General features: G+C 68.7%; 10 protein-coding genes. 6 read left to right on the forward strand and 4 right to left on the reverse strand.

Translation table 11 applies throughout. The features are described 5' to 3' along the window. Complete coding sequence (locus ACX40Y_RS02645; protein ID WP_459117979.1) at positions 1-2085, reverse strand: Y-family DNA polymerase; 2085 nt, start codon at positions 2083-2085, stop codon at positions 1-3. Next, the gene (locus ACX40Y_RS02650) at positions 2003-2713 is read right to left on the reverse strand and encodes an ImuA family protein (RefSeq protein ID WP_459117980.1); all 711 of its coding nucleotides are present in this window, start codon (positions 2711-2713) and stop codon (positions 2003-2005) included. Before ACX40Y_RS02650 ends, ACX40Y_RS02645 begins: the two co-directional genes overlap by 83 nt. A 303-nt stretch (positions 2714-3016) precedes the next feature. Here ACX40Y_RS02650 and ACX40Y_RS02655 point away from each other — a divergent pair, with 303 nt between their 5' ends. Beyond that, entirely contained in the window at positions 3017-3673 is a 657-nt protein-coding gene (locus ACX40Y_RS02655; RefSeq protein WP_459117981.1) for a PEPxxWA-CTERM sorting domain-containing protein, read from the forward strand. An 80-nt stretch (positions 3674-3753) separates the two neighbouring features. Here ACX40Y_RS02655 and ung read toward each other — a convergent pair whose 3' ends face one another. Beyond that, on the reverse strand, positions 3754-4464 hold the full coding sequence (gene ung, locus ACX40Y_RS02660) for a uracil-DNA glycosylase (protein WP_459117982.1): 711 nt from the start codon (positions 4462-4464) through the stop codon (positions 3754-3756). Between the two features lie 104 nt (positions 4465-4568). Here ung and ACX40Y_RS02665 point away from each other — a divergent pair, with 104 nt between their 5' ends. After that, positions 4569-5147: a hypothetical protein gene (locus tag ACX40Y_RS02665; protein ID WP_459117983.1), complete on the forward strand. Its 579-nt coding sequence runs from the start codon at positions 4569-4571 to the stop codon at positions 5145-5147. 18 nt (positions 5148-5165) lie between these two features. On the opposite strand, the gene ubiG is transcribed toward ACX40Y_RS02665, so the two are convergent. Continuing rightward, positions 5166-5897 (reverse strand): bifunctional 2-polyprenyl-6-hydroxyphenol methylase/3-demethylubiquinol 3-O-methyltransferase UbiG, encoded by a 732-nt coding sequence (gene ubiG / locus ACX40Y_RS02670; protein ID WP_459117984.1) that lies wholly within the window; start codon positions 5895-5897, stop codon positions 5166-5168. 59 nt (positions 5898-5956) lie between these two features. On the opposite strand from ubiG, the gene ACX40Y_RS02675 reads away from it, so the two are divergent. The 4 genes from ACX40Y_RS02675 (at position 5957) to ACX40Y_RS02690 (ending at position 11717) form a co-directional block, all read left to right on the forward strand. Then, positions 5957-7231, forward strand: a complete 1275-nt coding sequence (locus ACX40Y_RS02675) for an aspartate kinase (RefSeq protein ID WP_459117985.1) — start codon at positions 5957-5959, stop codon at positions 7229-7231. 92 nt (positions 7232-7323) lie between these two features. Then, positions 7324-8310, forward strand: a complete 987-nt coding sequence (locus ACX40Y_RS02680) for an NAD(P)H-dependent flavin oxidoreductase (protein WP_459118387.1) — start codon at positions 7324-7326, stop codon at positions 8308-8310. A 72-nt stretch (positions 8311-8382) separates the two neighbouring features. After that, entirely contained in the window at positions 8383-10659 is a 2277-nt protein-coding gene (ptsP, locus tag ACX40Y_RS02685) for a phosphoenolpyruvate--protein phosphotransferase (RefSeq protein ID WP_459117986.1), read from the forward strand. 110 nt (positions 10660-10769) lie between these two features. Beyond that, the gene (locus tag ACX40Y_RS02690) at positions 10770-11717 is read left to right on the forward strand and encodes a helix-turn-helix domain-containing protein (RefSeq protein ID WP_459117987.1); all 948 of its coding nucleotides are present in this window, start codon (positions 10770-10772) and stop codon (positions 11715-11717) included. Positions 11718-11766: the final 49 nt, after the last annotated feature.

Consider the following 11766-nt stretch of genomic DNA (forward strand, 5'->3'; position numbering starts at 1 on the left):
TCACCCGAACAGGCCGTGGAGGTACCAGCTGAGATCACCGGTCACGCTGCGCTCGCCATCGCCCTGGCGGAACAACCAGTAGCGGCGGCCGCGCTCGTCCTCGACGCGGAAATAGTCGCGCGTGGCATGCGTCTCGGTCGCGCGCTTCCACCATTCGCCATGGATGCGCTCGGGCCCGTCGGCGCGGACCACCTCGTGCCGCTCCCCCCGCCAGGTGAAGCGGCGCGGCGGCTGGTCGGGCAGTTCGGCGACGACGAAGTCCAGCCGCTCGGGCCGGCGGAGCAGGCGAATCGGGCGCGGCCAATCCGGATGCCAGGGCGGCAGCGGGGCGTTCCGGTCCAGCTGGCGGACATCGTCGGCCTTCATCGGCGGGGCTTCGCGCTCCGGCGGGTCGAGGGGCGGGAGTGCTGCGGCCGAGCGTTCGGGTACGTCGCTTTCCACCGGCCGCATCCGCCACAGCCGCGCCATGCCGATCCGCGTCGCCAGCGTGTCGATCAGCGGGGCGAGATCGGGCGCCGTCTCGGCATCGAGCCGCTCGTCCACCGGCAGGCTCCCAAGCGGTTCGCTGCGCAGCAAATGCAGCGTCATCGCGTCTAGGCCATAGCCGGGTTCGATCTGGTCGATCCGGCGCGCGAGCAGGCGGAGCAGATGCGCTGGATCTCGGCTGGCGCGGGCAAGGCCGATGCCGATCCGCTGCGGCACGCCATCGACCCGATCGGCGACCAGCCCGATCCGGCGCGCGCCCTGCCCCGCCTCCGCCAGCGCTCCGGCGAGGCGGTGGACGAGATCGCCCAGCCAGTGGGCGATCGCCTCGGGGGTGGCGATCGGCTCGGCGAAGCGCTGGGTGACCGCGATCGGCTCGGGGGGGGTGACCGGGGTGACCGGCTCGGCGATGCGGCCCAGCGCCTGGTCGAGCCGCGCGGCGATCGTGGTACCGAAGCGGCGTACCAGCGGCGCGCGGGGAAACGCCGCGAGCTGGCCGATGCTGTCGACGCCGAGCCGGTGGAGCAGGTCGAGCGCATCGCCTTGCAGCCGCAGCGCCTCGACCGGCAGCGGAGCGAGCCAGGCGGCATGCTCGCCGGGCGGGCAGAGCAGCAACGTCTCGGGGCGGAAGCGTGCGAAGGCCCAGGCGGCACCGGGGGTATCGGCGACGGCGATCTTGCTCGCGAACCCCAGCCGGGCGAGCAGCGCGTGCAGCCGGCGCAGCATTCGGGCCTCGCCGCCATGGAGATGGGCGACGCCGGTCAGGTCGAGGAACAGCAGGTCCTCGCCGGCGAGGGTGACGCTGGGCGACCAGCGGCGGGCGAGGCTGTGCGCCAAGCGTTCGAGATCGGCGTGGTCGCCGTCCGGGTCGGCGGGGTCGACGCGCAGATCGGGCACCAACGCGCGGGCCTGGGTGAGCGCCATGCCGATGCGGATACCCGCGGTGATCGCTGCGGGGCAGGCGGCGGCGACTTCGCTGCGGCTGCCGGTGCGGCGGGAGAGGATGCGGGGAGCCTTCCCCACATCCCCCAACGTCGCCTGCGTTTTGCTCCGGCGCTCCCCCCGCCCTCCATCGTCATCCCCGCGAAGGCGGGGATCCATTCGCCGTGCCGTCGCGGCGCCCTCTTCAACCGCTGAGTCAATGGATCCCCGCCTCCGCGGGGATGACGCTGTAGGGGTGGCGGGGGTGGGCACAGCAACGGACGGCGCCCCCCCGCGCGCCGCCAGCGGCAGCGGCACCACCCCGCCCGCCATCGCCCCGCCCTCGTCGGGCCGCATCCGCTTGAAGACCGGCTCGGCCGCCTCGCTGCGCCGGCCGAGCTCGCGCATCGGCGGCCGCTGGTGCGGCGGCAGCGCGGCGATGGCGGCATCGCGCGCGGCCCGCGCCCAGCGCGCGCCCGGCCGCCAGCCGCCGCCGCGCTGGACGGAACAGGCCGCTTCCTGCTCGGCAGCCGCAAGCGCCTGGACGGGCGCGAGCGCATCGTCGGAAGGCGAGTCGGGAGAAAGAGGGTGCGCCCGCTCAGGCGGCGGCACGCGCCGCTCCGCCCGCCGCACGCGGTCGAGCGACCAGTGGGGCAGGAAGAGCGCAGCGACCCGTTGCATCGCAGGCCTCCACCAAGAATTGGAACGATTCCCCCCCACGTTGCCGCGCCAGCGACAGCTCCCAGCGCGGCCGCCCGACCCCCTCCACCGGCAGCGGCGCCGAGGACGCACAGCCGATCCGCCAGCGTGTCACCGCGGCAGACGGTGCCCCCAGCGGATCGCTCCCCGCGCGCGCATGGCGCTTGAGCAGCAACGCGATCGTGCGCCCGCCCTCCGCCGCCAGTTGCAGCCGGCGAGTGGCGGGCATGGCAACCCGCTTCGCTTCGCCGATCACAGCGCCGAGCCCGCGATGCCGCAGCCCCTCCTCCATGATCGCGAGCAGTTCGTCGTCATCGCGCGCCTCGGCATAGATCACGCGCTTTGGGTCGAGCCCGACCTGCGCCAGCCCGGGCGCGAACAGGTCGCGCCGCCGGACCACCCACAGCACCGGCCCCCAGCAGCGCGCGGCGATGCCGCCCAGAAAGGCGGTGGCCGCGCAATCGTCAGTCAGATCGGGCGTCGCGCCGGCGATCTCGTGCAGCGCATCGAGCCGCAACCCACCATCGGCCAGCCGCGCATCGAGCCGCTCCAGGCCGAACGGCAATACCGGGCGGCGACGGAATCCGGTACCTTCGATGGTACGGAGCATCGCACGTAACTGGTCAAGGGCGGCTGGATCGGGCACGACGACTCGCTAAGACTTCGTTCCTATTTTGTTCTTAAATCTGCGCGAGTCAATCGGGCAGAGCGTCCTGAACCGACCACCAACATCACCCGCCACACTGCGGGCGAACGAAACACTGCGCTATCCGATTGGTTCATCCGCCACCGGCGCCGTGCCCCTGCGACACAGAATTGGCGGCTTGCTGTCAAATTGTGGTTAACGACCTGTTGACTTGGTCGAACATGCGAGGGACTCTGAGCCGCCATTGCGCAACACAGGGGATACCAGATGAAAGCATTACTCGCGGCCTGCGCGCTCGCCCTCGCTGGAACGCCAGCAATCGCACAGACGGTTTCGAACCCCGATCCGATCGCCATCGTCGATGCCGGCGAAGTCACCAGCAGCATCAATGTTTTCGGGATCGCCGGAAACATCACGGGTCTTACCCTTTCCCTCAATGACATCAGCCATACTTATCCGGACGATCTGGTGCTCGGCCTGCTCAACGTCGACCTGGGCCTCGGCTTCGTCTTCATGAGCCAGGTTGGATCAGGCACGGACTGGAACAACATCGACCTCACCTTCAGCGACGATGCCAGCACGGCGTTGCCCGAGTCCTTTGTTGATTTCACGCCCGTCACGTCGGGCACGTATCTCCCGTCCAACTATGGCTTCTACGAGTTTATCGGCTATGCTAACGCGCTGTCATTCGCAGACTTCTTCGGCGCATCGCCGAATGGCACATGGACGCTATTTGTCGGCGACGTCTTTCCGGGCGATACCGGCACCATCGCCGGTGGCTGGAGCCTGACGTTCACCACCGACGCGACGGGCGGCGCGGTTCCCGAACCGGCAGCCTGGGCCATGATGATTGGCGGCTTCGGCCTTGCCGGCGCCGCGATGCGCCGCCGCCGCAGCGTCGCCGGTCAGGCGCTCGCGGCCTGAGCCTCGCGCTTTCGGAAGCACCCAATCGCGATGCCGGGCCACATGCCCGGCATCGCCTTGTCGGGCACAGCTAGGCGCGTTCAGCCCTCGCTCGCCGGCGAGGCGGGAAGCGCCCAGTCGATCGGCTGCCGCCCGCGCGATTCCAGAAACGCATTCGCCTTGCTGAACGGCCGCGAGCCGAAAAACCCGCCATGTGCCGATAGCGGCGACGGATGCGACGACTTCAGCACCAGATGGCGCCCGCCCCGCTCGATCGAATCGACGAACGCCGCCTTTTTCTGCGCATGGCTGCCCCAGAGCAGGAATACCACCGGTTCAACCTGGGCGTTGACGAGCCGGATCACCGCATCGGTGAACCGTTCCCACCCGCGCCCCTGATGCGCGGCGGCGCGGCCCATTTCGACGGTCAGCACCGAATTGAGCAGCAGCACGCCCTGCCGCGCCCAATGTTCCAGAAAGCCGTGGCCCGCGCGGGGAATGCCCAGATCGGCCTCCATCTCCTTGTAGATGTTGACGAGGCTGGGCGGCGTGCGGACGCCGGGCCGCACCGAAAAGCAAAGCCCATGCGCCTGACCCTCGCCATGATAGGGATCCTGCCCCAGGATCACGACGCGCACCTGATCGAGCGGCGTCAGATCGAGCGCACGAAACCACTCGCTGCCGGCTGGAAAGATGCGCTTCCCCGCTGCCTTCTCAGCGCGCAGATAGTCGCGCAGGGCCGCCATATAGGGTTGATTGAACTCGTCCTGAAGCGGCGCGAGCCAGCTCGGATGCAGCTTGACCGTCGACATGGCGCGCATGTGTCGGCCACGCCCGGCCGGTGTCAACCGCCGCGCGATTGACAGTGCCAACGAACCGGATAGCCTCGAGTCAAAACAAAGGGGGAGGACAGACGATGAAACAATGGTTCGTCGCGGCTGCGCTGTGCGCCGCCGCCCAGGCAGCGCCCGCTCAGCAACAGGCACCCGCACAGCAACAGACGCAGCAACAAGCCCAGCCTGACGTCACGAAGCAGATCATCAACACGCCGCAGCCGTCGAGCTTCATCGTCTATGGCCTGCCGACCAAACCCGCCATCCACAAGGACAAGGCGGTGCAGGGCGAATGGGCGCTGCGGGTGCCGATCGCCGGCGCGTCGGACCAGCCCTACAGTGTCGGGCTGCTGTCGCCGCTCAACCAGCCGGTGAAGAAGGGCGACAAGCTGGTCATCGTCATTTGGGCGCGCGCCGAAAAGCTGCCTGCCGGTGCCAATCGCGCCAGGATCGCGACGGCGCAGGTCGCGATGGCCAAGGAACCCTATACGCCGGTGTTCGGTAGCCCGATCGAAGTCACCGGCGACTGGAAGATGTATCCCGTCGCCGGCACGGCCGACCGCGACTATGCGCCCGGCGAGCTTTCGGTCTCGCTCCATCTCGCCACCGCGAAACAGGTGCTCGATTTCGGCCCGATCTTCGTGCTCGATCTCAACCGCTGACGGCGTACTCGCCGCGGGTCAGGCGCGGACCGCGGTGACGAGATAGTTGAGCGCTTCCTGCTCGCCGACCACGAAGCCGCGCGCCGGGGATAGGATCAGCCCCTTGCGGTCGATCACCTTCAGACCAGCGTCGGCGAGCAGCGCCTCGAGCTCCTCAGGCTTCAAGAATCGCTGCCAGTCGTGGGTGCCCTTCGGGATCGCGCCGGTGCCCTCGGCCAGGGTGATCATCGCCAGCCGTGACAGGGGCGTACGGTTCGGCGTCGACAGGATCATCAGCCCGCCTTCGGCCAGCGCCCCGGCCAGCCCCGCAACGAACGTGGTCGGATCGGTGACATGTTCGATCACTTCCATCGAGGTGACGAGGTCGAACTGCCGGCCCGAAAGGTCCTCGATCCCGCCGGCGATATAGTCGATCGCGAGACCCGACTGCGCCGCATGGGCGGCCGCCGCACCAATGTTTTCGGGTGCGGCGTCGATGCCGGTGACGTGCGCGCCCAGCCGCGCCAGCGGTTCGCAGAGCAGCCCGGCGCCGCAGCCGACATCGATCGCGGTCTTGCCCGCCAGCGGCGTGAACCCGCCCGAATCACTGCCCCAATGCGCATCGACGGCGGCCCGGATATAGGCGAGTCGAGCAGGATTCAGCCTGTGCAGCATTGCGGAAGACCCCTTCGGATTCCACCAATCGGCCGCAAGACGACCGAAATGTTCAGCTTCACGGGGGTCAATCGTAGCTTTTGTTGCGTTCGCCATCCGCCGCTCCTATCAGGCTCGCCCATCTCTCCCAAGGCCCGGAAACAAGCAACCAAGCCATGGCCCGTATCGTAATGAAGTTCGGCGGCACCTCGATGGCCGGCACCGAACGAATCCGCAATGTCGCCGCGCGCGTGAAGCGCGAATGGGACGCCGGCAACCAGGTCGCCGTCGTCGTCTCCGCGATGGCCGGCGAAACCGATCGGCTGGTCGGCTTCTGCCGCGAAGCCTCGTCGCTCTACGACACGCGCGAATATGACGTAGTGGTCGCGGCCGGCGAGCAGGTGACCAGCGGCCTGCTGGCGATCGCGCTGCAGGCGATCGGCGTGCCCGCGCGTTCGTGGCTGGGCTGGCAATTGCCGATCCGCACCAGCGACGCGCACAGCTCGGCGCGAATCGGCGAGATCGACACGGCGGCGCTCAACGCCAGCCTCGCCGCCGGCGAAGTCGCGGTGATCCCTGGCTTTCAGGGGGTTACCGATGGCGGCCGCGTCACCACGCTGGGCCGCGGCGGATCGGACACGTCGGCCGTGGCGATGGCGGCGGCGATGAAGGCCGATCGCTGCGACATCTACACCGATGTCGACGGCGTCTACACCACCGATCCGCGCATCGTGCCTCGCGCGCGCAAGTTGAAGCGCGTCACCTATGAAGAAATGCTCGAACTCGCCAGCGTCGGCGCCAAGGTGCTCCAGACCCGTTCGGTCGGCCTGGCGATGAAGGCGGGGGTTCGCGTGCAGGTGCTCTCGTCCTTCACGGGCGACGATGCGCCGATGGCAGATACATTGCCCGGGACGATGATCGTGGGCGAAGAGGAGATTCAGGACGTGGAACGCCAGCTCATCACCGGCATCGCGCACGACAAGAACGAGGCCAAGATCACGCTGACCGCGGTGCCGGACAAGCCCGGCGCGGTCGCGTCGATCTTCACCCCGCTCGCCGATGCCAGCATCAATGTCGACATGATCATCCAGAACATCGCGCACCAGAGCGCCGGCAGCACCAGCGCGACCGACGTGACGTTCACGGTCCCGGCGGCGGACCTGCCGCGATCGATCGAGATCCTCAACCAGGCGCGCGGCACGATCGGCTTCAGCGAGATCAGCCACGACACCCGCGTCGCCAAGGTCTCGGTGGTCGGCGTCGGCATGCGAAGCCATGCAGGCGTCGCCGCTACGATGTTCCAGACGCTGGGCGCGCGCGGCATCAACATCCAGGCGATCACCACGTCGGAAATCAAGGTCTCGGTGCTGATCGAGGAAGACTATACCGAACTGGCGGTGCGCGTGCTGCACACCGCCTATGGTCTCGACGCCGACGAAGACGCCGCCTGATACGGCGCCTCTTGCCGAGCGGGCGTCGGCGCGGCTAGGCGCGGTGCATGATTGACACTGCAACGATCGACGCCGAGCGCCTGGCGCGCCGCATGGCGCGGGGCTGTGATTTCCTGGGCAGCGAGGTGGCGATCCTCGGCGGCGCGATGTCGTGGGTGTCCGAACGCAACCTCGTCGCCGCGATCTCGAACGCCGGCGGCTTCGGCGTGATCGCGTGCGGGGCGATGAGCCCCGAGCTGCTCGACGCCGAAATCGCCGCGACCAAGGCGCTGACGAGCAAGCCCTTCGGCGTTAACCTGATCACCATGCACCCGCAGCTGTTCGAGCTGATCGACGTGTGCGGGCGTCACGGCGTCGGCCATGTCGTGCTCGCGGGCGGGCTGCCGCCGGCCGGCTCGCTCGACGCGATTAAGGGCCACGGCGCCAAGCTGATCTGCTTCGCACCGGCCCTGAGCCTCGCCAAGAAGCTGATCCGCTCGGGCGTCGACGCGCTCGTTGTCGAGGGCATGGAAGCCGGCGGCCATATCGGCCCGGTGTCGACGAGCGTGCTCGCGCAGGAGATCCTGCCCGACGTCGCAGGCCAGGTGCCCGTGTTCGTCGCCGGCGGCATCGGCCGGGGCGAGGCGATCGCGGGCTATCTCGACATGGGCGCGGCCGGCGTCCAGCTCGGCACGCGCTTCGCGGCCGCGACCGAGAGCATCGCCCATCCCAATTTCAAGAAGGCGTTCATCCGCGCCTCGGCCCGCGACGCGATCGCCAGCGTGCAGATCGATCCCCGCCTGCCGGTGATCCCGGTGCGCGCACTCAAGAATGCCGGCGGCGAGTTGTTCACCGCCAAGCAGCGCGAAGTCGCCCAGGCGCTCGACGAGGGCAAGGTGGCGATGGCCGAGGCACAGCTCCAGATCGAGCATTACTGGGCGGGCGCACTGCGCCGCGCGGTGATCGACGGCGATGTGGAGCATGGCAGCGTGATGGCCGGCCAGTCGGTGGGCATGGTGACCAAAGAAGAGCCAGTCGCCGACATCATCGCCACGCTGATGGCCGAGGCGGCACAGGCGCTGGAGAAGCGCGCCGCCTGATCGGTCATGTTTCCGCCGCTTTTGCTGCACTCCCGCTTGGCGCGAGGTTGAACAATCTGTTAGCGCTGCTGCATGGCCTTGACCGCAGCCGCCTCCGCCCGGGAAATCCTCACCCGCCTTCACGATCTGATGGCGAAGCGGCTGCCGGTGCAATCAAAGCTCAACGCCGTCGTCAACATCATCGGCGAGGCACTGGATAGCGAGGTCTGCTCGATCTATCTGCTGCGCGAAGGCGTGCTCGAGCTGTTCGCGACGCGCGGGCTGAAGCAGGAGGCGGTACACGTCACCAAGCTCGCACTGGCCGAGGGCCTGGTCGGCACCATCGCCGCCAATGTGGAAACGCTCAACCTCGACGAGGCGACGAGCCATCCCAATTTCGTCCACAATCCCGAAACCGGCGAAGAGCGGTTCCACAGCTTTGCCGGCGTGCCGATCATCCGACGCGAGCGCGCGGTCGGCGTGCTCGCCGTGCAGCATGTCGAGCCGCGCAAATATGCCGATATCGAGATCGAGGCGTTGCAGACCGTCGCGATGGTGCTGTCCGAGCTGATCGCCAATGCCGAGCTGGTTGATGCCGCGGGCGGCGCCTCCACGCGGCTGCAGCCGACCAATGCGAGCAACGCACGCGGCTTCCGCCTCGTCGAAGGCATGGCGCGCGGCGTTGCGGTGTTCCACCAGCCACGCATCGTGATCGAGCATACTGTCGCCGAGGATACCGAGGCCGAGCGCCACCGCGTCTATGCCGCGTTCGACAAGATGCGCGAACAGATCGACCGCATGGCCAGCCAGGCCGAATTCGGCGGTGGCGGCGAGCACGACGAGATCCTCGAGACGTACAAGATGTTCGCCTATGACGAGGGCTGGAGCCGCCGCATCAACGAGGCGATCGATTCCGGCCTGACCGCCGAGGCGGCGATCGAGCGCGTCCAGCAGCGCACCCGCCAGCGCATGCGCGAGATCGACGATCCGCTGCTGCGCGATCGGATGCACGACCTGGAGGACCTGTCCAACCGGCTGCTCAGGATCGTCTCGGGCCAGCTCGGCACCGCCGCGCAGATGGGGCTTCGGCAGGATTCGATCCTGATCGCGCGCAATCTCGGCCCGGCCGAACTGCTCGAATATGATCGCCGCCGGTTGAAGGGCGTCGTGCTGGAGGAAGGTTCGCTGACTGCGCATGTCACGATCGTGGCGCGCGCGATGGGCGTGCCCGTGCTGGGCCGCGTCCGCGACATTCGGCGCCTGATCGCCGAGGGCGACATGCTGCTGCTCGACGTCGGCCAGGAAACGCTGTTCATCCGGCCAAGCGCCGCGACCGAAGAGGCATTCGAGGCCAAGCTCGCGCTCAGCCAGAAGCGCCGCGCTTCCTTCGCGCGGCTGAAGAACGAACCGCCGGTGACGCGCGACGGACACCGGATGACGCTGATGGTCAATGCCGGCCTGCGCGACGACATCGCGGCACTCGACCTGACCGGCGCGGACGGCATCGGCCTGTTCCGCACCGAATTCCAGTTCCTCGTTTCGGCCACGCTGCCGCAGCGCGAGGCACAGCGCCGGCTGTACAAGGATGTGCTCGACATCGCCGGCGACCGCCCGGTGGTGTTCCGCACCGTCGATATCGGCGGTGACAAGGCGCTCCCCTATCTCAACCATGACGAGGACGGCGAGGAAGAGAATCCGGCGATGGGCTGGCGCGCGCTGCGCCTCGCGCTCGATCGCGACGGGTTGATGAAGGCACAGGCGCGTGCGCTGATCGAGGCGGCGGCGGGCCGCACGCTCAACGTGATGTTCCCGATGGTGTCCGAGCCCTGGGAGTTCGATCAGGCGCGTGCGCTGTTCGAGGCGCAGTACAACTGGCTCGCCGCACGCGGCAAGAAGCTGCCCGCCGACATTCGCTACGGCGCGATGCTCGAGGTGCCGGCGCTGGCCGAGGTGCTGGATCTGCTGCTGCCCAAGCTCGATTTTCTGTCGATCGGCACCAACGACCTCACCCAGTTCCTGTTCGCGGCGGATCGCGCGCATCCCAAGCTTGCGCTGCGCTATGACTGGCTGAGCCCAGCGATCCTGCGCTTCATGCGCCGCGTAACCGCCCAGGCGCATGCGGCGGGCGTGACGGTTGCGGTGTGCGGCGAAATGGGCGGGCGGCCGCTTGAGGCGATGGCGCTGATCGGCCTGGGGGTCGATCGCCTTTCGATCACCCCCGCCGCCGTCGGCCCGATCAAGGCGATGATCCGTTCGCTCGATCGATCGGCGGTGATGGCCGCGCTCGATGCGATGCTCGCCAGCCCCGATCTGCCGCTGCGCGATGCATTGAGCGACTGGGCGGGCGCGCAGAACGTCGAACTGGACTGATCCGGCGGCGGATTGATTTCGCCGCGACGTTGACACGCCGGTGCCCCAACGGGCATCCCGCTGCAAAGGCGGCCGACTTCAGGAACCCAACCCGTCCGCCGGAGGACCGAATGGAAGGCGAGACGCCCGAAGACCCCGCATTGTTTCCTGCCCGTCCGGGCGAACGCCTGCGCGCCGCGCGCGAGGCCCAGGGGCTCGACCTCGCCGAAATTGCCGCGCGCACGCGGATTCCGCTTCGGCATCTGGAGGCGATCGAGGCGGGCACCTATGCCGGGCTGCCCTCGGTAACCTATGCCACCGGTTTCGCGCGCGCCTATGCTCGTTCGGTCGGCGCCGACGATGTCACGATCGCACGCGACGTGCGGGCGGAACTCGGCACCTATCAGCATGCAGCGCCTGCCGAGGATTATCCGCTCGACGAACCGTCGCGCGTCGCCTCGGGCGGCCTGGCATGGTTCGGCGTCATCGTCGCCGTGCTGATCGTTGCCGGGGTCGGCATCTGGTATGGCACCAACCTGTTCCGCGGCGGCGGCAGTCGCGCCGACGAGACCGTAGCCCAACTCGAACCGACGCCTACCCCCAGTTCCAGCGCGGCCCCCACCCCGGCCGCACCCGCCGTCGAGCGTGTGACGCTGGTCGCGCGCGGGCCGGCCTGGATCCGCGTGACGGACGCGGGCGGCAATCGCCTGGTCGAAAAGGAAATGGCGGCCGGCGAACGCTATGACGTGCCGCTCGACGCCGATCATCCGCGGATCCGCACCGGGCGTCCGGATCAGCTTCAGGTGCTGATCAACGGGTCGGAGGTCGCACCGCTCGGCACCGGCGTCCAGACGGTCGAGGCCGATATCTCCGCGGCCGCGCTGCGCGCGCGCGGCACCTCGACGCCGCCCCCCTCACCATCGCCGACCGCCACCGCCGGCGCGACCACCCAGACCCGCGCCGTGCCGCGCGGCCAGCGTCGGCTGGGGCCGCGGATGCCCGACAGCGTGGATTATTCGACGCCGGCCGCGAGTGGCGCCGAGCCGGCAACGGCCTCGGGTGCCAACCCGACGCCGTGACCGGCAAGCCGCGTTGGGGGCTGGCGCGCGGCCCCCGGGCTTGGCTATA

The sequence above is a fragment of the Sphingomonas sp. RS6 genome (genome assembly GCF_054489705.1).